Genomic DNA, 21,501 nt, shown 5'->3' with positions numbered 1-21,501 from the left:
CGCCCTCAACTGGCTATCCACTGGTGGTTTCGGATGATCTCCTGGGTGCGCTCGGGGAGGTCGAGGGGTGCCTCACCGTCCTCGGCGCGGTTGCAGACGTCCCCGAGCAGGATGCGCATCGCTTCGGTGTTGTTGCCCTCGGCCTCGGTCAGTGCCACTTGGCACAGCTGCACGATCTGCTCGTCCGGGACCGCCAGGATGGCGATTTCGGTGGCCGCCCGGGCGCGGACCAGGTCCCCTCCGCGCAGGCAGTGCGTGACGACGGTGAAGGCGACGTCGGCGATGGCGTGGGCGGCGTATTGATCGTGCGGGTCGCCCTGGTATAGCCAGCTCCAGCCCCCTTGGCGCAGATGGTCGAAGGGCCGGCCGGTGACCAGCTCTAGTGCCTGCAGGAGGTCGCTGTGCGCGCCTCGGGCCCGCAGGCGGCGGAAGAGGTCCCAGTCGATGAGAAGGCCGCCGGTGACCTGGTAAACGTTCACGCCTCGGGACTTGGCCGCGGGCGACTTGTTGGCGTGGGGCAGGTAGTGCTCGTGGGTCTCCGGGTCCTCACCCAGCCAGTGCCGGACGAGGTCGATGTACTTGCGGACGCGGGCGGGGTCGTCCCATCCCACGGCTTCGGCCAGCTCGTCGCGGGTTGCGCCGTTCCGGGGCCGGAGCGCGAGGTAGGCGACGATCTCGGTGCCCAGCGCCTTGTACTTGGCCAGGGGCCGGCCGTGCGTACGGACCGCGACCGGGCCGAGCAGGGTGAGCTTGGGGCGCGGGCAGTGCGGGTCGAACCAGTCGGCCAGGTCGGCGTCCAGGGCCGGGTCCTCGGCCTTGACCTTAGCCAGCACGCTCTCCGGCACCTTCGGCGCGATCACTTCGAGGTCCTCAGGGACCACCGGCGCGGCCGTCACGTACTCCTCGTCCGTGCCGGCCAGCAGACTGGTCGCCGGCTCGTCGAGGTCCTCCACTGGGGTGCTGCGCGCCAAGGTGAGCTCGCGCCGCAGCGCGCCGGTCTGGTCGACCAGCGCCTGCCACCCCTCGGTGGCTTCCTCGTCGACGGGAACCGCGACGTCGTCGAGGATCTCGCTGTGGGCGTAGAGCAGCGCACAGCCATGCGCCTCCTCCCTGGTCAGTTCGACCGCCGCCAGGTCGAGCCCCTGGTCGCCGAGGAGCACCCGGCCGGTACTGGTCACCTCGACGACGGTTGTCACCGTCTGCCCAGTCCCGGAGGACGCGTTCTGGTCACCGCCCGAGGCCCGCGCGGCCGGAGACGTCGCAGTGACCACGATGGCGGTGCCCGTGCGCCCGACGTGCGTGGCGATCAGGCGCCGTAGCTCGTGCAGCGCGCCGCTGTCGGTGTTGCCCTCGGCGGTGACCACGAGCATCCGGGCGGGCCACACGTCATCGTCGAGGCCTCCGGTACGGCCGGTGCTGACGTCGGTGTCGTGTCTAATGGCACGGTCGACCATCGACACCGCCTCGGCGAGGACCTCCGAGGCGGCGCGGTCGCCCTCCCACCCGGCGTCGTAGTAGCGAATCCGGTCGCCCAGACCCTCGGCCTCCTGCGCGATGCCCACGCAATCGACGCTCACCTGCTGCGACCACGGGTTGACCGCCAGCTGGACGGCCAGGTGCCGCGCGAAGTCCCCGGCCCGGATCGGGTCGCCCACAACCTCGAGCGTCCCGAGCTCCTCACAGTTGAGCAACCACAAACCGCCCTGGTGCTCACTGCGGTCATCGCTGTCACCGACCGGCGGCACCGCGGCCGCGTCGCGTCGGTCGTCGACGCCAATCGTGACGAGCATCGGGTAGGGAGCCTCGGCCCACCCGTGGTCCGGACCAAGGTCCTCGACGACCGCGGCAGTCGAGCACGACCAGTGCAGCCGATCCGGGCTCCCCTCCCAGGGGGCGGGCAGGTCAACCGCGCCGCTGAGGTGAAGGGTCACCAGATCCTCACGGAGCTGCACCGCCGCTAGGGGCGGCATCTCGGCCTGGTGGGTGCGGGCATGCTCGGCGAGACGTCGAAGGGCCACATCCATGAATGCCACCGTCGCTGCGACGGGTCCACCGGCGGCACTGATCGTCATCCCGGTCGGCGCGAGCTCGGCCGGCGGCGCCGCGACCGCGCGGCCGGGACGGCGCGCCCGGAACTGCGCCCGGCGCCGACGCTGCAGCCCGAGGTAGAGCGCACCGGCGAGAAGCACTCCCCCACCGGTCAGGCCGGGCAGCACCCAGCCGGCATCAAGAACACTCTCGTCGCCTGCCTCGTCGACCGCCTCGTCGACGCTCTGGTCCCCCGCCGCCGTCTCCGCGCTTGGGTTCTGCTCCTCGGTGGCGTCAGCCTCACCGCCCTGCTGTCCCTGGTCCCCTTGGTCATCCTGGTCCTCGGGCACGACGTCGGGAGTCTCAGGAGTCTGCTCGCCGGACCCGTCATCACCCCGGTCGCCGTGCTCGTCCTGACCGCCCCGGTTGCCGTGGTCGCGGTCTCCGCCGTCATGTGCCGTCCCGCCACCGGGGATCGTGATCTTCCATCCGACTTCGATGTGGTCGGGGTCGACGAGGTGATCACCGCCGGGCTGGAGGGTGCCGGTCGATGCCTCGTAGAGCTCCATGTAACGGGCGGGGTCGTCGAGCTTGGCCTCGGCGATGTCCCACAGGGTGTCGTTCGGATTGACGGTGTAAATGCCATCCTGCCGGTCCCGGTGGTCCTTCTGGTCGCGCTGCGAGGTGGGCGCGTCGTTGACGTGCGCGTCGGCGGACAGGCGGAGGGTAGAGCCGGTTGGGACGGTCTGGGTGGCCTGGGTGAGGACGGTGCCGTCGCTGAGGGCCTCGCCGCGGTTGAGGTCGAGGAGTTCACGCCACCGCGATCCGTCGTCGAGGTAGACCTCGGCGAGCTTCCACACCGTGGTGTCGCGGTCGATGGTGACGGTGGGCCCGGGCGCGACCTGGCCGACGTCGCGGCGCTCGACTGTGTGGCTGGTCGTCGGCGCCGTCTCGGGCTGCGGCGTGGCCGCGGTGGTGGCGGCCAGCGAGGGTGCCACGATGCTGGCGCCGATGCCCCCGCCGATGCCTAGGGCAATCACCGACGTGACGAGCACGCGGGCGAACTGCTGCTGCCCGCCAGAGGCGAACCTGACGCGCTGGGGCGCCTTCCCTCCTACTGCGCCTGCCAGCTCGATCAGGATGCACGCGGCCATCTGCGCCCAGGCCAGCCACCCGACTACGGCAAGGGCCCCGAGGATGCTGCGGTTGGTGAGCAGCTGGACCTCCGACCAGCCGCCCGCCGGCCACGGGTTCCCGACCCACGCGAGCAGGACCAGGGGCGCGCCCACCACAAGCGCCACCAACACGATCAGGGCTCCTACCCCGCGTATCAGCCTGTTCAGCATGGTGATCCTCCTCCTCGGGTCGGCGTCGCGTTGCGCACCGTCGCCGCTTTCGGTGCTCTAAGCGGCGTCTCAGCCGTCTGGTGTCGAGATGGCGTCGGCGGAGCCGGTCTCGTTGACATGAATTGCTCCTACGCCGATGAGGCTGAGGAACTGCGGGCTGCGGCTGTCATTGACGGTGACGACGACGCGGCTGCCCTGGACGTTGACGGAGCCGGACCAGCCCGCCTGGTGCAGCACGCTGTTGGCTCGGACGATGGCCTCACCGGCGTCGACCTGGTCAGTCCCCGAACGCACTGCCGAGGCGGAGAGCTCGTCGGCGCCGGCCCTCGCGGCCTGCTCGGCTGCGCGCTTGGCCTCGACGCGCTCGTTGATGAGCTCGCCTCCGCCGCCGACGAGAGCCATGAGCGCGACGAACGCGGTGGTGGCGATGATCATCGTCCACACCGCGGCGGCGCCTCGCTCTTCGCGCGCGCGCCAGTGAGGGCACCGGTTCGACGCTGAGATCAGGCGGGCAACCATCAGGGCGAGGCCCCGTGCGACGCACTCGGGGACCCGCGCGAGCGCCCGTCGGCGTGACGGGATCGCGATCCGTCTCGATCGCGATCCCGTCACGCCGCGGGTACGCGCACTGCGTGGCGTGGTCACGACTCGCTCCGGTAGGTCTCGATCGGCACGACGGCGCGCTCGGTGAACTGAGTGTTCGGGCGCAGCCCCAGCTGCTTGCCGAGGGAGCCGGTGTCGATGAGCGTGACAGTGCAGGTGACCTCGGCGACGACCTGCCCGCCGGAGGTGAAGTCGCTGCCGGCGAAGGAGACGGTGAGGTTCTGGCAGCTCTTGCCGCGCTCGGCAAGCGACTTCTCTGCGGCCTGACGGCCCGCGATGGTGCCCTGGCCCATCCCGGATTCCAGCGACGCGGCACGGGCAGCGGCGTACGCGGCGTCGTTGGCCTGCGCTGAGCCGTCGACATATCGGCCGGCGGCGACCACGACCAGCACGATGCTGAGTGCGGCGGTCGCCATGACGAGCGTCTCAAGGCCCGCCGATCCCCGCTCGTCGCGCGCAGGTGCGAGCCGGCGCAGCCGGTGCCGGCCCACGACGGCCAGGGCGACGAGACGGCGAGGCAGACGGCGGGGCAGCTGCGTGGCGCAGCTGGTCATTCGACGAACCTCTCCACGGGTGCCGTCGCGGTGGAGGTGATCGAGCCCCCCAGCCACGGCGCCAGGGTGACGACGTCGACCGTGACGGTGACTCGGGCCTCGGTCGCCGAGCGGCTGACCGAGACGCTCGAGCCGGTGACCGCCGGCTTGCCATCGTCGTTGACGTACTCCTTGGCGGTGCTGCTGCCGGCGCCCTCGGTTCCGTCGTGGCGAGCTGTGGCGACCGCGCCCTCGCGTGCCGCGGCCTCAGCGACACGCTGGGCGTGGAACCCGATGCCGTACTGGACCAGCGTGGTGAAAAGGAAGATCAGCACCGCCGCCACGATCAGGAACTCCACACCAGCGGCGCCCCGCCCGTCTCGCTCGCCCCGGTGCGGCCGGAGGGTGCGGCGGCCGCGCTGCAGCTGACTGGTGTTCATGCGGGTCGCACCTCCTTGGTAGGGGGACGGGGCTACCGGCGTGGGCCGGCCTGTGTGTCCGGTTGGGTGGGGCGGTGGGCGAGCGGGTCTACTGGCCGAGCTGGCCGACGAGATTCTTGGCGAACGCCATGACGGAGTCACCGGCGAAGTAGGCGATCGCGATGCCAGCGCCGAGGATGACCAGCCACTCGACCGCGCTCGCACCGCGCTCGTCGCGCTTACGCGGCTGATAGATGAACGCCGTGGCGGACCCCCGGATGCGCAGCATCAGGGTCAGGATCAGGACGTTGAGAACACGGATCAGCTTGAACATCTAGACTCCTCTTGCAGGATCGTGTGGTGCATGTGGGCCGATGACCGCTACGGGGCGGGTGCCGAGTTCGGCTGGGATCAAGGATGGGTTCATGGGGCTCCCGCGGCGGATCGGAGCGCGAGGATTTTTGGCGCCGCGATGTAGACCGAGGCGAGCATTGCGGCGACGAGGGTCAGCTGGCGCATCGACTCGGTGGCCTTGTTGGCCCGCTCGACCGCGCCCGCCAGCCTTGAGGAGCGCATCGTCTTGGCTCGGGCGATCAGTGACGCCTTGACCCGGGCGCCGTCGTCTTGGGCCAGCTCGATGCTGGACCGCAGGCTGATGAGCTCGACGATGCGGTACCGCTCCCCCAGCTGGCCGAGCGCCTCCCAGGCGGTGATGCCGCGCGAAGGTGCCAGGTCGATCGCAGTGCGGATCTCGTCGAAGACGCGTCGGGTGCCGATCTGTGAGGCCGCGGGCAACGCCTGGGCGTGTCCTTGGCCGGCTTCCATGCTCATGGCGACGAGGTCGAGGTAGATCGAGAGCGCTCGGATGTACTCCTCACGGGCACTGGCTGCCTGGTTGCGCAGATCCCTGACCGAGAGCACCACCGCCGCCACGGCCAGGAGAACGCCGACGATCGGCGCCCACTGCACGCTGACCTCGTCGCCTCGCAGACGGCGGGCCAAGACCAGCACAATGGGGGCCAGACCGAAGCCGAGAGCCAGACCGGTGACGCGGGTGAGCCAGGACTGCAGGTCGCGCTGAGTGATGGCCAGGTCGGGTGCGAGGTTGTCGAGGAAGTCGGGCCGGTGCGCCCGCAGGAGGTCGACGACCCAGCGGGCGATGCGACCAATGGGTGAGAGCTGCTGGGGTGAGTCGGCTCGTTCGGTGGCGCGCTCGCGGCCGCGGCGCCAGTGGTCGATCTCGGCGACCAGGTCGGGGGCCGGTGGAAACAGCAGCCAGCGCAGCTGCAGCAACCCGAGCGCGAGCAGCGCGCCGAGGACCATCACGCCCGTCGTTACGTGGTTCATCGGGTCCCCTCCTCGAGCGGCTTACGAGCTGCACCCGGCCGTGTCTTGGGCCGGTAGGTCGCGGCCTCGAGGACCTCGGTCGCAGAGGACAAGAACCGCGGCTCGATCTCCGGTTCTGCGAGCTTGCGGACCCGGCTAAACACGAGCACGAACGCGACCGCGAGGAGCAGCGGCAGAACCTGGGCGGCGCTGTCGGCCTCGTTGGGAAGGCTGGGCGGTGCGAAGAGGCTGGCGCCGATGACCAGCACCGCGGTCAGGGCGGCGACCTGGGCGGCCTCGCGGCGGATCATGTTGCGCTCGCGCATGATCTTGGTGCGCTGCTCGAGCTCGTCGCGCAGTGCCTCCGACAGGGTGCCGAGCACATCGGACAGCCGGCCGCGGCGTTGGCGGGCCGAGAGCGCGAGTGCTGCGACGACGGTGTCGGCGCTGGCGTCGTCGACCTCGTCGGCGAACAAACTCAGCGCCTCGGGCAGCGGGACCTTGACACTAAGCCGCCGCGACATCAGCCGCAGCGGGACGATCAGGACGTCGGAGGCGGTGTCGACCGTGCGGGGGATGACCGACTCCAGGCCGGAGCCCTTCTGCGCCAGGTCGCGCAGCGCCTCGGTCCACTGGGCCAGCGCCTCCAGCTTGGCCAAGGCGGCACGTTCGGCCCTCCCGCCGCCCACCACCATCGGCCACAGCACCACCGCGGCGCCGGCGATGACGCCGAACACGAGGTTGCGGCTCACCAGCACGACCACGAGGCCGACCGCCCCACCGGCTATCAGCGTCCGCTGCTCGTGGGCCGACAGCCGGCTGGAGCTGTTGCGGACCCGCTCCCCGGTTCGGAGGGAGGGAAGCAACGGCAGGCCTCGGATCAGGCGTGCGATGCCGAGCAGGCCGAGGGCCAGCGCGATCCCAAGAAGCGCGACCATGTCAGACCCACCCTCTCGAGCTGCCGAGGTCGTCCCATTGGCCTGGGTCGCGGTAGCCGACCTCGCGCAGCGCCTCGATGCAGTTGATCGCTACCGGTTCGTCGCGCACCGCCATCCCATCGGGCCCGGGCCGGAAGATCTCGTTGGTCTTCAACCCGTGCTCGTCGTAGCCGACGATCTCGCGCACCGAGTGCACGACCCGGCGCTGGGCGCCCTCACCGCGGTAGCGGCGAGCGAAGACGAGGAAGTCCAGACCGCTGGCGATCATGCTCACCGTCGCGGCACGCGGGAGCCGCTCGGGTGCCTGCACCGCGTAGGCGATGATGTTCTCCACGATGCCCTCGGAGCTGTTGGCATGAATCGTGGACAGGCTGCCGTCGTTGCCCTGCATCATCGCGTTGAGCATCACCAGGGCCTCATCGCCCAAGACCTCCCCGACGATGACCCGGTCGGGCCGCATGCGCTTGGAGATGGTGACCAGCTCTCGCATGGGCACAGCACCTTCACCCTCGGCGTTGGCCAGACGCTCTTCCATCACCACGGTGTCCGGGTGGGCCTCGACGTCGTCCTCCAGGCCCAGCTCCAGGGCCCGCTCGATGGTGATCAGCCGCTCCTCGGGACCTATCTCAGCGGCCAGGGCCCGCAGCAGCACGGTCTTCCCGGCGCTCGTCTCGCCACCGATCATGAGGTTCTTCTTCGCGCGGACAGCCGCGGCGAAGAAGTCGGCCAGCGGCTGGTCGATGGTGCCGTTGGCCACCAGGTCTTTGAGCATGTATCGCATGTGCCGGTGGTGCAGGCGGATCGCGATCACCGGGGCGGTACTGACGGCCATCACGGCCTGGACGCGCGCCGAGCCGAGCCGGAAGTTCACGTGCGGGTTGGCCGAGTCGAAGCTGCGGCCCGAGAGGCCCTCGTGGGCAGCGAGGGTCTGGATGGTCTCGATCAGCTCCTCGTTGGAGGCGAACACCGGCGCGACCTTGGCCCTCACACCGTTGGTGTAGTCGACGAAGACGTTCTGCCAGCCGTTAACGTCGATCTCCTCGATCCGCTCGTCACGCAGCAGCGCTTCCAGCGACCCGGCGCCGTAGAGCCGGTTCTTCAGGGCGTTGACCAGGTCCTGGGTGTCCTCCCACGACATCTGGCCCAGCCCGCCCTCGGCCTGGGATCGGGCGTGCTCGTCAACGACGCGGTGGGCCAGCTCGGCCTTGAAGGCGTCGGTGTCCTCCTCCGACAGCGGCGGCTGATGGCGGCGCCGGCGCTCGGAGAGGTCCGCCTCGAGCAGGTCACCGACGCGGACCTGGAGCCGGCGCAGCAGCGCGTGGTCGAGGCTGAGTACATCTGAGCGTGCTTCGGATCGCTCCATCAGCGGCGCTCCTGTCGTGCTGCGGTCTCCCAGCGGCCAACCCCGGCGTCCTGGCTTTCGGCCTGGTCGGCCCGGCTGTCGGCCTGGCCGTTCAGGTGGCCGTTCTGCTCGCTGCCAGTGGGGGCGGGCGGCGTCTCAGCGCCGTGGTTCGGTATCAAGGCAGGCGGGGCACCGAGAGGCCGAGTAGCCGCCTGGGTGGGTGCGTCCTGCTGACCCTCCCCGCGAGGTCCGTCGGCGGAACCTGGCGCGTCGTGGGGTACGTAGGGCGACGCCCAGGACTGCGGCTGCTCCTGAGTCCCCGGCTCGTCCCGACGTCGACGACGCGCACCGAGCTTGTCGCCGCTCTTGGCGGAAGGGTCGGCGTGCGAGAGCCCGGTGGCCAGGCCGACCATCCACATCACCTTGCGGGCCGACTTCATCAGCGGCGACTTGCGCAGGGGCTTGGTCCAGGGGTCGGCGCCGTTCTCGAGGTGTGCGACCGCGGCCGGGTCCCAGGCCAGCCAGCTGACCCCGCGCAGGGTGGGCCCCACGGCGGTCTCGCCGAGGATCTCCGCGACGCTGTTGGCGATGGTGCCGCCGTGTTGGCGGGGCGCGATGACCACCGGCAGCACGACCGGGGGTCGGCCGTTCCGGTCGACGATCGCCGGCACGAGGAGCTCGAGGCGGTCGACCATGTGCTGGACCGAGGCCATGTCGCTGCGGCACACCGGAATCAGCGCGTCGGCGGCGGCCGCCACTGCCAGCGAGGGCGAACCGGTGTGGATGCGGCCGAGGTCGGCGAAGACCGGCACCGACTGCGATTCGAGCGCACTGGCCAGCACGGGCCAAGCCAGCGATCTACCGCGCTCGGCGGCCATAAACCCGGGAACAACCCGCACGAGCTCCGACAGTCCGTGCGAGCCGTCCCGCCACAGGTCGCGATGACGTCGTTCTGAGGGCCCTCCAGGCGAGGTTCGCGGTCCCAATGTCGACCCCTGGACAGACCAGCCGGCACTGACGCTGAGGACTGTCGGGGTCGTGGGCAGCGGGTTGCCGTCGTGGCGGATCCGCAGCGCGAGGTCGCCGCCGTAGGGGTCGGCCTCGACGACAACAGCCGGCAGGCCCCGGGCAGCCGCCAGTGCAAGCGCGGTGGTAGTCGACCCGGGAGCACCGCGGTCGGCGCAGATGGCGAACAGCATGAAGGCCTCACTCCCCCGCTGCATCGCGGTTGGTGAGCGGCGCCTGGATGATCGTGACCTGACCAGCCGCGCTGTAGGCGGCGACCTGCTCAGCCTCGCCGGCGTCGACAAGGACCGTGACCACCCGTCCGCCTTCGGGGTGTCCCCCACCGACTGCACGGACGCGGCCTGGGAGAGCACCGTCGGCGCCTGGAGCTGCTCGCTAGAGCCCTCGGCACCCTCGACGGGCACCACGATCACCGACACGACGTCCCCAGCTGACAGGCCGCCCGGAACGCGGCCGTTCGGCAACGCGATGGCCACCACCCGCTCGTCCTCGCCGGGGACCAGCTCGTCGGTCAGCGCGGCGTCGGTGAGCACCTGGCCCTCGACGAGGCCGGCCGCGGCTCGCTTGCCCACCACCGAGTCGATGTCGGTGGCCGCAATCGCACCGGCTACGCCTGCCACCTCAACCGGTCGCACGTCGCCCTTCTCGATCACCTGGCCGGCCGGTACGGCGTCAGTGACGGCGAGGACCTCGACCCGGTCGCTCTGAGACTGGAACAAGGCCAGCAGCCCGATCACCACGATGACCACGAACAGCACCGCACCCGCCCACTGGCCCAGACGGCGCGGAGCACGCTGACGCACTCCGCCCAGGGTCGAGCGCAGGTCCAGGCCCTGGTCTCGCGAGCCGCGGGAGCCGGACCGCTGGGTGTTACTCCGTCCGGAGGTCATCGTCATTGGATCACCACTGTCTGGCGCTGTCGCACCTCGATCGTTGTCGGGTCGCCGGCCGGGGCGTCGATCTCGCCGAGGTCGCCGTTGGGAGTCAGGCAGGCTCCGTCGCAGTCCCAGGTGACGCCGTAGACCAGCTGGGCGGAGACACTGTGGGTGTCGCCGGCGGGGTTCTCGATCCACTCGTAGGCGTACGAGCAAGTCGTCTTCGCCGCGTCTGTCATGCCCTTGATCCAGACCCGTCCGACGTCGTAGCAACTGGTCGTCTCGGTGCCCATGTCCCAGTCCACCCGGATGGGCTCGGCGGTGACCGTGACCGACGCGGGTCCAGCGGTGACCGTTTCGGTCAGGTCGTGCCACTGCGCCTCGGGCAACCAAAGCCAGTTCTCGATGTGCACATAGGTGTGGAAGCCTGGACCTGGCGCGATCTGCGCGCTCGCGTTCTCGAGCTTCATCCGCCCCAGCGCCTCCTGCGCCAAGACCGCGGGGTCGACCAACGGATCCTCACCGGTGGGCACGAACCACGAGGTCTCCGGGATCGTCACCGTGTAGTCGCAACTCCACACGCTGCCCTCGGATGGATCGTGGCCCTCCCACAGCGGCGACCCAGCCGGCGGCTGGGGCTGAACCTGAAAGGCATAGCACCCGCGGCCGGCGTCCCAGGTGCCCCCGTACTCATCGTTGCAGGACACCTCCTCATCACCTTCGAAGCAGCCAGCCGGCAGGGTGCCGCCGTTCCCGCCGGCGTCACCTGGGTCCTCTCCACCGGGCTCGCCGGGATCAGAGACAGGAATGCAGATCCAGCCACCCGGGATCTCCGACGGCGACTCCCCCGGCGGGCATGCCGGTGGATCTGCGGCGGCAGGCGTTCCAGTCGCTGCCGACACCACCAGAACGCCTGCGAGTAGGGCGGCCGCTGCGACAACCGACTTCAAGGCGCGCATGGCCGGGGCTTCCCGCTCGAAGCGTCGACCACGCCGTAGATCAGCCAGTCACTTCCTTCGGGCTTCTCGAGCGTGATTGTCCGAAGGTTCGGTTTCTGCTGCCACTCCACGGGCTGCGCCGCCTCGCGGCGTTGCGTCACCTTCACGGTCGTGTAGTCCACGCACTGGTTGATCACAACAGACAGGCCGGTGTCGCTGATGGACTTGGCTCGGGACCAGTAGACGTCGGCCAATCCCTCCACCTGCACGTCTACCTGCTCGTAGCTGGACAGCATTCGGAGCCGGCCCTGCCAGAGCGGCGAGGGGAAGTACTGCTTCAAGAGCGCCTCGGCGCGATCGGTGGCCTCTCCTGCGGCCCAGATGGGTTCGCTGCGGGTCTCGTACTCCTCGTACCGCGAGAGCGCCGCTTCGTAGGCGTCGAGCTGGGCGGGGGCGTACTGGTCCTGCCAGGCGGTCTCCGTGGGACTAGGTTGCGTCGGCGACGGGCTCTGCGTGGTGGGGGCGCTCGACGAGGTGGGTGTGGCCTCAGGCTCGTCGTCACCTCCCCCGCAGGCGGCCGTGGTGGCGAGCAGGGCGATCGAGACGGTCGTGACTGCGATTCGTCGTGGGGACAGCATCAGAAGCGACCTCCCGAGTAATGACTCCGTAGTTAGGTATGGTATAGCGATTCGGGGACGGCGGCCCGGTCCAGTTGGTAGGGCGGGGCACCGACTGAGCGGATGTCGGCACCGTCATTGGCTTGCGCCCCTCGCTTCCGTTGCGCATGTCCGGCGGACGGCCCAACCCGCCCTGGTCTCCTAGGACGCTTTAGCGCGGCGGAGCGATCACCCTGATAGAAGTTGGCTGATCGCCACTAGTGGCGACCGATGCTGGCGCTCGGCGTATTCGACTCCCCGGGGAACTCACCGTTACTCCCACCCCGTCCGTTCGTTCGAGCTGATGCAAACTCCTCCGCCACCCGAATTGGCAACCGGCGCCACCGACGGGAGTGCGGTTTCGCGCTCATTCTAACGCACTAAGTGCGAAAGCGACACGCGGCATGGTCGGGCAGAATGCGGTCGTGCCACGACTGTCAATGCCCGTAGACATGCCCGAGGATGTGCTCGCCGCCATCGACATCATCGGCAACAACGTGCGCACCGAGATTTTGCGTCAACTGGCGCAGGGCGCCTCGACCGCGCACGATCTGGCTGCACAGATCGGTGTGCACGTGGCCAGCATCCACCGGCACCTAGTGGTCCTAGAGCAACACGACCTGGTGAGGACCGATGTCGACCGCAGCAAGCGTCGAGGCCAGATGGTGCTGTGGCGCACTGACACGGCGACCATCACCGATTACGCCCAGGTGTGGGCCCGCTACGCGTCCGGGCGCGGCTGACGGGACTACTTGGGATGCTCAGCAAGATCCAGTGCGTCGCAGACGGCCCCCACGGGGACGTTGAGTGCCCGGGCGAGCGCTCGAAGGATCTCGGCACTGGGCGGTCGCACCCAGGCGCCTGACTCCCATCGCACGTAGCTGCGGGTCGACACGTGCACCGCGGCAGCGAGTTCGGGTGAGGACAGGCCAGCGCAGTAACGCAGCTTCCGCAGGTCGCGGCGCGCGCCAACAAGGAGGTCGGCTGGAGGTAACTCGAGGACGGTAGCGAGACGGACCAGCAGATCTGGTCGGGGCTCGTCGAGACCGAGCTCCCAACGCGAAATGCGTTCCCCGCCAGCGACCCCGACGAGGCGCGCCAACCTGTGCTGGGTCAATCCAAGTCTTTCCCGGGCTGCCCTAATTGCCGGGGGGTCGACGCAACTCATTGGCAGCGAATTCTAGCGGGCAGCCACTGGGGCAGCGGGCTGCCATACCGGCTCTTGGACGCCGCGCACCAGCAGGCTGCCCACCTCACCAGCCACGCCACCGTCACCGGGACTTGAACGTGGGCCCTCGGGCTTGCGGCTGCCGGCGACGCGCCTGGGCGGTGCGCGTACCTCTGCGGCGGCCGCCTGGCGGCTGAGTAAGACGGCACCACCACAAGCATCACCTCGATCCTCGAGCAGGTGCTCACGACCGACGTCGCCGACCTGGCGGCCGCGCTGGACGTCGCGGACCCGACCCGGGCGCGAGGGCGAGGGCGAGGGCGAGGGCGAAGCGAGGTCCTCGTCGGCATCGATGTCGACGAGACCACCCCCCCGGGGCAGGCCGTAGCAGCTCGAGCGTCGGCAGGAGGGTTGCGCCGACCGGCTCGCGTCACCCATTGCGTCTCCCGGGTCTCACCCGGGATCCGTCCCGGTGCGTGCATAGGACAGGGTTGTCCGAGCTCGTCGACGAAGTGCCGTCTCCAGGTCAGCGATGCCGGCATCCAGTGGCGCCGGCGGACGCGCATCGGCCAGCATGGGCGGAAGATCATGAGCGACGATGCATCTCGTCACGAGCCGAACTCGAGGAACAGGCCCGCAGGCGCACGGAGGAGATCAGCGCCGGCGAGGCAGCCGCGGAGCGGGCGGCTGTCATGGACGAGGACCGCTCCCCCGACGCCGAGATCGCCGAGCTGGAGCGCTCCGGCCGGCAACATGAATAACCGACACCGCCGCCTACAACCAGCAGCAGCCCGCAGCCGTTGATCGGCGCCGCCGCGGCGGCCCGCGACGCTAGGGGGCCCCGGCCATGTTGACCACCGCTGCCCCGGCCGGGGCGCCCTCCACGCCGGCCTCCGTGGCCCTGGCACCGCCTCAGACGGCGCCCACGCGCACCAGCTCTCCTGGCCGGCTCGGTCGGCCCCTCACCAGGTGGGTGGAGTGCTCCCACGCCCTCTCCGTGCTGCCGTGCATGAACCACCACCCCAACGCCGGCGACGGCCGCGGCTGCGTCCACTACTCAACCTCGGGCGTACCCGACTGCCCCGACTACGGAGGCGGCGAGTAGCCACGGCTGGCGCTGCGAGCTCGTGCGGCCCGATCAGTTCAGCGAGAACGACGTCAGGGGCATGAGCTGCGTCGCCAAAGGCGTGGACGGGCTCGGCACGGGCGGCGGGGGCTGCTGCTCGAGGTGGCGGAGCCGCTCGACGGTGGTCGGGTGGCCGTAGCGAGTCAGGAACCGCGCGAGCACGCCGCCCAGGCCCTGCTCGACCACGAACTGGTCCCCGATCGCCTCGGTGCGCGCCTGCAGGGCTCGCCCGGCTGCCGGCACCACGTAGGTCAGGGCAATCACGGCGCCGCCCAGCAGGCCAACAGTCGCTCGTCCCTCGACGACCGACTGCAGCACGCAGATCACCGCAACCACGCCGCGCAGCGCCCAGGCCATCCCCACGAACGGCAGCCAGGCGAACGCCGCCCCTACCCCTCGGAAGACCGTGACGACCGCGCGCCACGGACTCGTGGCCACCAGGCCCGCGAGCTCGGCGCGGGGCTGGCGTGCACGTCGCGCCGCGACCGCCTGCGCCACAAGCGCCGCCACCTCTTCGGTGTCCACCCAGCCGCGGTACACGGCCTCGACCAGCCCAAGAGTCAGCACCACAGAGCGTCGACCGAGAACCATCACCGCCGGCGTCGAGGCACGCTGGCGACGACGCACCAGCAGCTCGAGGTCGGTGATCCCGACCTGGCCCAAGCCGTCGACGACGTTCACCACCACCTGCCGCTCCCCCACGGTCGCGGCCCTGGAGGCGGTCAGCAGCTCAACCGTCGGCCCCTCAAGTCGACCAATGCCCAGCACCACCAGCAGGGCCGTCGCCGCCAGCACCAGCGGCAGCGACAAAAACGGTGGCGCGAGCGCCAGGACCACCATGAACAGCACAAAACTGACCAGCGCGGCCGGCCAGAACGTCGTTGCCTTCAACACCGTCATCGGCATCTTCATCGCCACCAGCCTCCTGTCGCCCGTGGCTGTTGCCACTAGTGCTTGTTGGCCGACTTGGCGTGTCGGTGATCGTCCGACGACCTCGGCGCGCCCTAGGCGACCGTGTCCAGTTTGTGCCCTGCCACCGACATCACCCCGGTTATCCACAGGCCCGACTTGCCGGCCGGCGCCGGGTCGTCCCGACGTGGCTTGATGAGGACGGCGGCTCGTCCGGGCCGCCGACCGAGACGAGATCCGGAGGAACGACCATCAACCCCAGCACCGATCCCTCGAGCCAGGTCCTCGGGCACGGCCCCGACGAGACCCCACAGGAGGTCTGGCGTCGACTGGACTCGATATCGCAGCTGCTCCACCAGGCCGCCAGGACGGTCTGGGCCCGCGCAGATGAGGAAGGGCCGACATCACCCCTGCACTCCCTCGGCTTGGGCATCTACCTCGCTCACAGCCAGACGCAACTGATGCTCCCCAAGGACCACACTGACCTCGAGATGGACCTCGAGATGGACCTCGAGATGGACCTCGAGATGGACCTCGAGATGGACCTCGAGATGGACGTTGACGCGGTCGACGTGCACACCGCAGCGCAGCTGCTCACCGAAGTGGAGGAGCTGAGCCGGCCACTGCCTCTGTGGCGTGCCGACCTGGTGCACGGCTCGCAGCTGGTGGTCGATGTGTGCGACCTGCTACGGGAGGCCAAGCACCTTGGCTGCTAACCCGCGACCACCAACCCCGGCGACCGGCACCCTCGGCGTTGAGTTCGCCGCAGCCGAGGCGGAGCTGTTCGACGTCGATGCCATCCCCTTCACGACAGGCGACATCCGCACTGTGGGCGAGATGCTCGCCGACGTCGACCACCAGGCGCGGCTTCTGCTGCTCGACGTCGACGGAGACAACGCCGGCAGCCTGGTTCGGGGGTGGCCGGCCCTCGTGACGGCCGCCAGCGACCTCTGGACGGCCCTCCCCCGCACCAGATACACCCACGAGCCGCACGACCGGCCCATGGAGCGCCTGGTCGCCCACGCGGCCAACATCGACAACAGCCTGACCGCCGGGTGGCCCGGCCGCGGAGTCCCTGATCCCCGCCTGGCCCACATGGCCGAGACGCTGCAGGCCGCAGGCAGCCTGGTCCGCCGCTACGGCCCCGGGATCTCCGGCCACGGCCCCGCGCTACGCCTGGACCTGCAGGCAGCCCGGTCCAGGACCATGCACGCGCTCTACGTCGCCGCGCACGCCGGCAGCGTCGCTCTTTACGCTCACGGTCGCGACCGGTACCGCGAGGCCCGTCAGGCCGGCCGTAAGGTCGCGCTGTCCACGGTCCAGTCCCCCTACGTCGTCGCACCGACCGCAACGTGGGTGGGCCGATTCGCCACCGCGGAGGCGATCGCTGGCCGATACCTTGCCGGCGGATTCGTCGCCGGCGTCACCGGCGAAGCGCGCCCACCCGCAGCCGACCACAACCGCATCGCGCGCGCCCTGGCCGGCTGGGACATCCAGGCCCACCGCACCCTCGCCGCCCGATCCTCGGCCGCCGACAACGTCACCGCGAGTCGCACCCAAGCCCTCATCGCCGGCGTCGGTCTGCTCCTGGTCGACGCCGACTCCCGCAACCACGCAGCCCCGACCTCTGCCGCCGGCGACCCGCCGACAGACCGACTCGCCTCGTCCCTCGCCACGGTCGGCCGAGCCTGGAACAACCTGGCCAGCCGATGGGACGACCTCCCCGCCCCCACCGACCGGCCCGACTCCAAGCTGCTCCGCGCGTCGGCGGAACTGCGCGCCGCCTACCGGGAGCTCACCCACGACGCGACGACCACGTTCCCCCGGACGTCATCGCCCAGCACCCCGGCCTTGAGCGCGCACTGAGCGCGACCTTGGCCGCGATCGAGAGTGCTCCAGAGCTCGCCGACGTCCTCGCCGAGAAGGTCAACCAGCCCGGCCTCATCGGCCGAGCACGCGCGCTCTCCCACCGAGCCCACAACGACATCGAAACCGGCCTAACCACACCAGACCCCTCCGGCGACGCCGTCTGGGTCTCCCCCGCCGACATCTTGTCCAAGCGCATGGTTCAACTCCCGGCGCCGGTCACGCAGGCGTTGAGGACTTCAAACCGCGCGGTTCAGCAAGCCAGCTCCAAGGCGGCGTCGACCGCCGCCCACCGACAGTTGGCCGTGATCGGGGAGCAGCCCACTAAGGGGATGACGTCTTGCCCTGCAATGGGCAACGAAACTCAAGCCCAACGCGGCGCCGCCAACGTCCGAACCGGCCGGGCTGTAGAGGGCATGGAGCCCGCTCACAGGAACTCCAACCTCGCTGATCGCTCCCGACCTACTCGCCTCCCTAGGTGACCACAGGACGCAGTGGCGCGGGATAGGACGACACGTTCCCGACGCTGGCCGAGACAAGGAGTCGACATGAGCGACCAGCAGGCAATCCAACAAGTCCGCGCGCAACCGATCAGACAGACGACCCTCACCCTCTTGTCTGCAACGATGAATATCGCCCAGGCGGCCACCTATCTTGGGATCGCAAAATCGACGCTCTACACGTGGCGCACCCGCCGACCGGGGTTCGGACCGCGGGCGGTGAAGGCGGGCGGCGCCCTGCGCTACCGCCGCTCAGATCTCGACGCATGGATTGAGGCACACGCCGAGGCCTTTGATGATCCGGAGTCGGATCACATCCACGCAGACACACGAGGCGCTGCGTCCCCATCCGGCGCGCTAGGTTCCATGTCACGGCGTTCGAGGCCCCGACAGCGATAAACTGCAGAACCGCAGAACGGAAACCGCCATGGCCCGCCCCCCGCTTCCCATCGGAACCTTCGGAAGCATCAAGGCGACCGAGGTGCGCCCTGGTGTCCACCGCGCACGAACGCGCTTTCGAGATCTCGACGGAGTCACGCGCGAGATTACGGGGACCGGACGAAGCGCATCCGCCGCCGAGCGAGAACTGAAGGTCAAGATCGCGGACCGCAGCGCGCCCACTGGGGATCTGATCGGCCCAGATATGCGGATTAACCAAGTCGCCCTGCTCTGGCTGACGCTCTACCGTGCCGAGCAACGATCTGAGGCGACCACTGCGAACGAGTACGAGCGCATCGTCGACAACGTAATCAATCCAGCCATCGGCAACATCCGGTTGCGAGAGGCGACGGCGGGACGCCTTGAACGGCTCATCAAGGCCCAGGACTCGCACAGCCGACGCAAGAAGACCAAGACAGTCCTGAAGATGATGTTCGATGCCGCTGTCATCGACGACGCTCTTCCGGCCAACCCTGTGACCTCGACGTCGCGCCTTCGGGGACAGAAGAAGGAAGTGCAAGCTCTGTCAGTGGAGGATCTCAACGCCGTGCGTTCGGCCGTGAACACTTGGATGACGAAGAAGCGGCCCGGCCCGCGACCGAACCGGGACATGCCGGACATCGTCGATCTCCTGCTCGCGACCGGTTGCCGAATCGGGGAGATACTTGCCCTTCGCTGGAGCGATATCGACTTCGCAGTGACGCCACCGACCGTTGCCGTCACAGGAACGATCAAAACCGAGACCGGTCAAGGGACCTATCGGAAGCCGAAACCTAAGACCGACGCGTCCCAGCGCAAGATCGCTCTCCCGCCGTTCGCGGTCGACGTCCTGATGAGGCGACGCATCGAGCAGCCTTCGAACCACTACAACGCTGTCTTCGCCACACGGAACGGCACATGGCACCAAGTCGGCAATATCGAGCGTCGGTGGCGCACCATCCGAGCAGATACCGGCTTCGAGTGGGTGACACCCCACACCTTCCGGAAGACCGTCGCGACACTCATCGATCGCCTCGTCGACTCCGACACCGCAGCCCGAGTCCTCGGTCACACGTCCGACGCGATCACGAAAGAGTTCTACATCGAGAAGAACCGGTCCACACCCGACGTGACACAGATTCTTCAGACCTTCGCCGGGGCGAGGCCGCCAGCCAGGAACGACTGACCCACGGTCATGGTGCGGCAGCATGATCTTGACGGGGGGTCGTCTCATGACACGGCGCTGCGGGTCGCCAGAGCGCGCTCGAACCTCTGACAACTGGTTTCATGACGACCACAAGTCTCGGGTGTTGTCGGACGACAAGGGGCCGCTCCGATCACCCTCGGACGCTTCCAAGGCCGCTACGATCACGCTCTCCACGACCCGGCCGGCGGTCGCCCATTGGCATCGACCTTCGTACATGAATGTCGGGGCGTTCGACTCGTGATCCGTAGTTGGGGGAGAGCGGCTGGGCGTGCAGCACGCGAGCCTGCGCGACCGAGAAGAGGCGCGCTGCTCGTTTCCGGCGACGATCGTCCAGAGTGGCGCTTGTGAAGCCTGAGACCCATCTTGGTCTGGCCGGCCGTCGCAGACTGCAGGGTCCCGCGAACGCTTTCGACTCCAGGAACGCCGATCTAGCCTTGGCAGCATGGTCGGCGGCGCCGTCCCAATCGGCGTCCAGCTACCAAGAAGAGACACGTGCGCGAATCGTTTTCGGGGAGTAAACGGGGAGTAACGGCTTCTGGTTCAGAAAACCAAGTGGCCCCTGACCTGCGTTTTCGCAGGTCAGGGGCCATCTTCTTGTAGCGGGGGCAGGATTTGAACCTGCGACCTCTGGGTTATGAGTGAAACCAGCACCCTTCATACAAGCCGTTCAGGCCACGCTCAAAGTGAGCCACTGTGAGGTATAGTCGCAGGTCAGAAGGCACTTTCTAGTTTCCGCGGACCTTCACCACTCTTCGCTGACTTTCGGCAAGGTTCGCTGACATCTCGCTGACATGCCTGGATCGGGAGGGCAACCGCGATGGCGTACGTGGTCGAACGAAAGAGGAACGACGGCACCACCCGCTACCTGGCCTGCTACCGCGACCCCGAAGGCAGGGTCCGATCCGCCGGCACCCACCCCACCCGCCGCGCCGCCGAGCGGGCCGCCCACCGCGAAGAGCAGAAGGTCCTGGCCGGCGCCTGGCGCGACGCCACCCTCGGCGCGATCACGTTCCGCGACTACGTCGAGAACGACTGGCTTCCCAGCAAGCACATCGAGCCCACCACCAAGGCCGCCTACGTCTCCAACCTGAACAAGCACTTCTACCCGTTCTTCGGCAGGAAGCTGATGTACCAGATCACCGGCTCCCTGGTCCAAGACTGGGTGACCCAGGCCGCCGGCCAGGGCCTGTCGCCACGGTCCATCCGGAAATACCAGACCATGCTCCACTCCATCTTCAAGCGAGCGGTCCGCGACAAGCTCATCGTGGCGAACCCGTGTGAGCACACCGAGCTGCCGAAGATCATCGTCCGCAAAACCCGCACGCTGACCCCGACCGAGTACGACCAGCTCGTCGCCGCGATCCCAGACCGGTACCGGCTGCTGGTCGAGACCGCCATCGAGACCGGCATGCGGTGGGGCGAGCTGATCGCGCTCCGCCCGCGGCACATCGACTTCCTCAGGAAGCAGGTGACCGTGGAGGAGACCATCATCGAGGTCTCCACCAAGCACTCCCCCACCGGCGGACGCTACGTCGCTAAGCCCTACCCCAAGGACAACGAACCCCGCACCTTCGGCGTCGACGAAGCCTGGCTCGACGCGGTCGCCCAGCACATCAAGACCCTGGGCATCGGCCGCGACCAGCACCTGTTCACCACCACCACCGGCACCCCGATCTCCCGCAACACCTTCCGCACCCGCGTCTGGCAGCCCGCCATCAAGGCCAGCGGCGTCGACTTCGCCGTCCGCATGCACGACCTGCGCCACGCCCACGCCTCCTGGCTCCTCGCCGAAGGATCCGACCTCAGAAGCGTCATGGAACGCATGGGACACGCCCAGATCCAGACCACCCAGAAATACCTGCACGCGCTCCCCGAAGCCGACCAGAAAAACCTCGACGCCCTCGCCCGAGCCCGCCGCAGAAGACAACAACCCGACTGAGGATGCGCCCATACTGATCCCCCTCAGCCGGCAAGAAAGGACTGTGCAGGGCTCAACGGCGCACGGCACAGAGTTGTCGGGACATCGCCTCTGACTGAGCCCAGATCCGTACGTTCTTGGGTGTCCCGGGAGGGCCGGGGTGTGGCTGAGCCTTGATCGCGTCGCCGACGCCGGCGGTGGCAAGGTCATCGTCGTCGACGCCGACAACGATGGGCTCGTCGGCTTCTACCGACGCGCCGGCGTCAAGCCCACCGGGGCCGAAGATGATCTCGCGCTGTACATGAAGGGGGGCCTGACCCCGGTTCTTGGACACGCTGAATCCAGCATCTGCTGCTGGGG

General features: G+C 68.9%; 20 protein-coding genes and 1 tRNA gene. 6 read left to right on the top strand and 15 right to left on the bottom strand.

Going from position 1 to position 21,501, the window contains the following annotated elements; translation table 11 throughout:
* Window positions 1-5: 5 nt before the first annotated feature.
* From ENKNEFLB_RS08335 to ENKNEFLB_RS08285, 11 genes are all read right to left on the bottom strand, one after another.
* Window positions 6-3,335 carry a LysM peptidoglycan-binding domain-containing protein gene (locus ENKNEFLB_RS08335; protein WP_214058763.1) on the bottom strand — a complete coding sequence of 1,110 codons (3,330 nt, stop codon included), beginning with the start codon at window positions 3,333-3,335 and terminating at the stop codon, window positions 6-8.
* Between the two features lie 108 nt (window positions 3,336-3,443).
* Complete coding sequence (locus ENKNEFLB_RS08330; protein ID WP_338040965.1) at window positions 3,444-3,893, bottom strand: pilus assembly protein TadG-related protein; 450 nt, start codon at window positions 3,891-3,893, stop codon at window positions 3,444-3,446.
* A gap of 122 nt (window positions 3,894-4,015) precedes the next feature.
* Entirely contained in the window at window positions 4,016-4,531 is a 516-nt protein-coding gene (locus ENKNEFLB_RS08325) for a TadE family protein (protein ID WP_214058761.1), read from the bottom strand.
* Complete coding sequence (locus tag ENKNEFLB_RS08320; protein ID WP_214058760.1) at window positions 4,528-4,950, bottom strand: TadE/TadG family type IV pilus assembly protein; 423 nt, start codon at window positions 4,948-4,950, stop codon at window positions 4,528-4,530. Before ENKNEFLB_RS08320 ends, ENKNEFLB_RS08325 begins: the two co-directional genes overlap by 4 nt.
* An 88-nt stretch (window positions 4,951-5,038) precedes the next feature.
* On the bottom strand, window positions 5,039-5,263 hold the full coding sequence (locus ENKNEFLB_RS08315) for a hypothetical protein (RefSeq protein ID WP_214058759.1): 225 nt from the start codon (window positions 5,261-5,263) through the stop codon (window positions 5,039-5,041).
* Between the two features lie 89 nt (window positions 5,264-5,352).
* Complete coding sequence (locus ENKNEFLB_RS08310; RefSeq protein WP_214058758.1) at window positions 5,353-6,276, bottom strand: hypothetical protein; 924 nt, start codon at window positions 6,274-6,276, stop codon at window positions 5,353-5,355.
* Window positions 6,273-7,193 carry a type II secretion system F family protein gene (locus ENKNEFLB_RS08305; protein WP_214058757.1) on the bottom strand — a complete coding sequence of 307 codons (921 nt, stop codon included), beginning with the start codon at window positions 7,191-7,193 and terminating at the stop codon, window positions 6,273-6,275. Before ENKNEFLB_RS08305 ends, ENKNEFLB_RS08310 begins: the two co-directional genes overlap by 4 nt.
* Window position 7,194: 1 nt before the next feature.
* Window positions 7,195-8,556 (bottom strand): TadA family conjugal transfer-associated ATPase, encoded by a 1,362-nt coding sequence (locus ENKNEFLB_RS08300; RefSeq protein WP_214058756.1) that lies wholly within the window; start codon window positions 8,554-8,556, stop codon window positions 7,195-7,197.
* Entirely contained in the window at window positions 8,556-10,451 is a 1,896-nt protein-coding gene (locus ENKNEFLB_RS08295) for an SAF domain-containing protein (RefSeq protein WP_214058755.1), read from the bottom strand. Before ENKNEFLB_RS08295 ends, ENKNEFLB_RS08300 begins: the two co-directional genes overlap by 1 nt.
* Before the next feature lie 2 nt (window positions 10,452-10,453).
* On the bottom strand, window positions 10,454-11,395 hold the full coding sequence (locus tag ENKNEFLB_RS08290; protein ID WP_246535908.1) for a hypothetical protein: 942 nt from the start codon (window positions 11,393-11,395) through the stop codon (window positions 10,454-10,456).
* On the bottom strand, window positions 11,383-12,012 hold the full coding sequence (locus ENKNEFLB_RS08285; RefSeq protein ID WP_214058754.1) for a hypothetical protein: 630 nt from the start codon (window positions 12,010-12,012) through the stop codon (window positions 11,383-11,385). Before ENKNEFLB_RS08285 ends, ENKNEFLB_RS08290 begins: the two co-directional genes overlap by 13 nt.
* A gap of 470 nt (window positions 12,013-12,482) precedes the next feature.
* On the opposite strand from ENKNEFLB_RS08285, the gene ENKNEFLB_RS08280 reads away from it, so the two are divergent.
* Window positions 12,483-12,773 (top strand): ArsR/SmtB family transcription factor, encoded by a 291-nt coding sequence (locus tag ENKNEFLB_RS08280; protein WP_246535907.1) that lies wholly within the window; start codon window positions 12,483-12,485, stop codon window positions 12,771-12,773.
* A gap of 5 nt (window positions 12,774-12,778) precedes the next feature.
* Here the strand turns inward: ENKNEFLB_RS08280 and ENKNEFLB_RS23130 are convergent, their stop codons facing one another.
* Both ENKNEFLB_RS23130 and ENKNEFLB_RS08270 read right to left on the bottom strand, forming a co-directional pair.
* On the bottom strand, window positions 12,779-13,198 hold the full coding sequence (locus ENKNEFLB_RS23130) for a helix-turn-helix domain-containing protein (RefSeq protein ID WP_420830535.1): 420 nt from the start codon (window positions 13,196-13,198) through the stop codon (window positions 12,779-12,781).
* A gap of 1,138 nt (window positions 13,199-14,336) precedes the next feature.
* Window positions 14,337-15,236 (bottom strand): hypothetical protein, encoded by a 900-nt coding sequence (locus ENKNEFLB_RS08270; RefSeq protein WP_214058751.1) that lies wholly within the window; start codon window positions 15,234-15,236, stop codon window positions 14,337-14,339.
* Between the two features lie 458 nt (window positions 15,237-15,694).
* Between ENKNEFLB_RS08270 and ENKNEFLB_RS08265 the strand changes: the two genes are divergently transcribed.
* The 4 genes from ENKNEFLB_RS08265 to ENKNEFLB_RS08250 all read left to right on the top strand — a co-directional run bounded on the left by ENKNEFLB_RS08265 (window position 15,695) and on the right by ENKNEFLB_RS08250 (window position 19,202).
* Window positions 15,695-15,949, top strand: a complete 255-nt coding sequence (locus ENKNEFLB_RS08265) for a hypothetical protein (RefSeq protein WP_214058750.1) — start codon at window positions 15,695-15,697, stop codon at window positions 15,947-15,949.
* Window positions 15,939-17,099, top strand: coding sequence for a hypothetical protein (locus ENKNEFLB_RS08260; RefSeq protein ID WP_214058749.1), 1,161 nt, complete (start codon window positions 15,939-15,941; stop codon window positions 17,097-17,099). Before ENKNEFLB_RS08265 ends, ENKNEFLB_RS08260 begins: the two co-directional genes overlap by 11 nt.
* Before the next feature lie 548 nt (window positions 17,100-17,647).
* The gene (locus tag ENKNEFLB_RS23125; RefSeq protein ID WP_214058748.1) at window positions 17,648-17,998 is read left to right on the top strand and encodes a helix-turn-helix transcriptional regulator; all 351 of its coding nucleotides are present in this window, start codon (window positions 17,648-17,650) and stop codon (window positions 17,996-17,998) included.
* Between the two features lie 28 nt (window positions 17,999-18,026).
* On the top strand, window positions 18,027-19,202 hold the full coding sequence (locus tag ENKNEFLB_RS08250; protein WP_214058747.1) for a tyrosine-type recombinase/integrase: 1,176 nt from the start codon (window positions 18,027-18,029) through the stop codon (window positions 19,200-19,202).
* A gap of 618 nt (window positions 19,203-19,820) precedes the next feature.
* Here ENKNEFLB_RS08250 and ENKNEFLB_RS08245 read toward each other — a convergent pair.
* A tRNA-OTHER gene (locus tag ENKNEFLB_RS08245) sits at window positions 19,821-19,902 on the bottom strand.
* Window positions 19,903-20,040: 138 nt separating this feature from the next.
* Here ENKNEFLB_RS08245 and ENKNEFLB_RS08240 point away from each other — a divergent pair.
* A complete protein-coding gene (locus ENKNEFLB_RS08240; protein WP_214058746.1) occupies window positions 20,041-21,162 on the top strand; it encodes a tyrosine-type recombinase/integrase in 1,122 nt (373 codons plus the stop codon).
* Between the two features lie 52 nt (window positions 21,163-21,214).
* Here ENKNEFLB_RS08240 and ENKNEFLB_RS08235 read toward each other — a convergent pair whose 3' ends face one another.
* Window positions 21,215-21,475: a hypothetical protein gene (locus tag ENKNEFLB_RS08235; protein ID WP_214058745.1), complete on the bottom strand. Its 261-nt coding sequence runs from the start codon at window positions 21,473-21,475 to the stop codon at window positions 21,215-21,217.
* Window positions 21,476-21,501: the final 26 nt, after the last annotated feature.

This window comes from Nocardioides aquaticus, from assembly GCF_018459925.1.
Classification (GTDB): domain Bacteria; phylum Actinomycetota; class Actinomycetes; order Propionibacteriales; family Nocardioidaceae; genus Nocardioides; species Nocardioides aquaticus.
Note: the sequence above shows the minus strand (reverse complement) of the source record. Positions and strands in the feature narration are given on the sequence as shown.

What these genes read in the sequence shown, in the direction of transcription:
- ENKNEFLB_RS08330 (WP_338040965.1), bottom strand. Translation starts at nt 3,893, where the DNA reads ATGGTTGCCCGCCTGATCTCAGCGTCGAACCGGTGCCCTCACTGGCGC.
- ENKNEFLB_RS08325 (WP_214058761.1), bottom strand. Translation starts at nt 4,531, where the DNA reads ATGACCAGCTGCGCCACGCAGCTGCCCCGCCGTCTGCCTCGCCGTCTC.
- ENKNEFLB_RS08320 (WP_214058760.1), bottom strand. Translation starts at nt 4,950, where the DNA reads ATGAACACCAGTCAGCTGCAGCGCGGCCGCCGCACCCTCCGGCCGCAC.
- ENKNEFLB_RS08315 (WP_214058759.1), bottom strand. Translation starts at nt 5,263, where the DNA reads ATGTTCAAGCTGATCCGTGTTCTCAACGTCCTGATCCTGACCCTGATG.
- ENKNEFLB_RS08310 (WP_214058758.1), bottom strand. Translation starts at nt 6,276, where the DNA reads ATGAACCACGTAACGACGGGCGTGATGGTCCTCGGCGCGCTGCTCGCG.
- ENKNEFLB_RS08305 (WP_214058757.1), bottom strand. Translation starts at nt 7,193, where the DNA reads ATGGTCGCGCTTCTTGGGATCGCGCTGGCCCTCGGCCTGCTCGGCATC.
- ENKNEFLB_RS08300 (WP_214058756.1), bottom strand. Translation starts at nt 8,556, where the DNA reads ATGGAGCGATCCGAAGCACGCTCAGATGTACTCAGCCTCGACCACGCG.
- ENKNEFLB_RS08295 (WP_214058755.1), bottom strand. Translation starts at nt 10,451, where the DNA reads ATGACCTCCGGACGGAGTAACACCCAGCGGTCCGGCTCCCGCGGCTCG.
- ENKNEFLB_RS08290 (WP_246535908.1), bottom strand. Translation starts at nt 11,395, where the DNA reads ATGCGCGCCTTGAAGTCGGTTGTCGCAGCGGCCGCCCTACTCGCAGGC.
- ENKNEFLB_RS08285 (WP_214058754.1), bottom strand. Translation starts at nt 12,012, where the DNA reads ATGCTGTCCCCACGACGAATCGCAGTCACGACCGTCTCGATCGCCCTG.
- ENKNEFLB_RS08280 (WP_246535907.1), top strand. Translation starts at nt 12,483, where the DNA reads ATGCCCGAGGATGTGCTCGCCGCCATCGACATCATCGGCAACAACGTG.
- ENKNEFLB_RS23130 (WP_420830535.1), bottom strand. Translation starts at nt 13,198, where the DNA reads ATGAGTTGCGTCGACCCCCCGGCAATTAGGGCAGCCCGGGAAAGACTT.
- ENKNEFLB_RS08270 (WP_214058751.1), bottom strand. Translation starts at nt 15,236, where the DNA reads ATGAAGATGCCGATGACGGTGTTGAAGGCAACGACGTTCTGGCCGGCC.
- ENKNEFLB_RS08265 (WP_214058750.1), top strand. Translation starts at nt 15,695, where the DNA reads ATGCTCCCCAAGGACCACACTGACCTCGAGATGGACCTCGAGATGGAC.
- ENKNEFLB_RS23125 (WP_214058748.1), top strand. Translation starts at nt 17,648, where the DNA reads ATGAGCGACCAGCAGGCAATCCAACAAGTCCGCGCGCAACCGATCAGA.
- ENKNEFLB_RS08250 (WP_214058747.1), top strand. Translation starts at nt 18,027, where the DNA reads ATGGCCCGCCCCCCGCTTCCCATCGGAACCTTCGGAAGCATCAAGGCG.
- ENKNEFLB_RS08240 (WP_214058746.1), top strand. Translation starts at nt 20,041, where the DNA reads ATGGCGTACGTGGTCGAACGAAAGAGGAACGACGGCACCACCCGCTAC.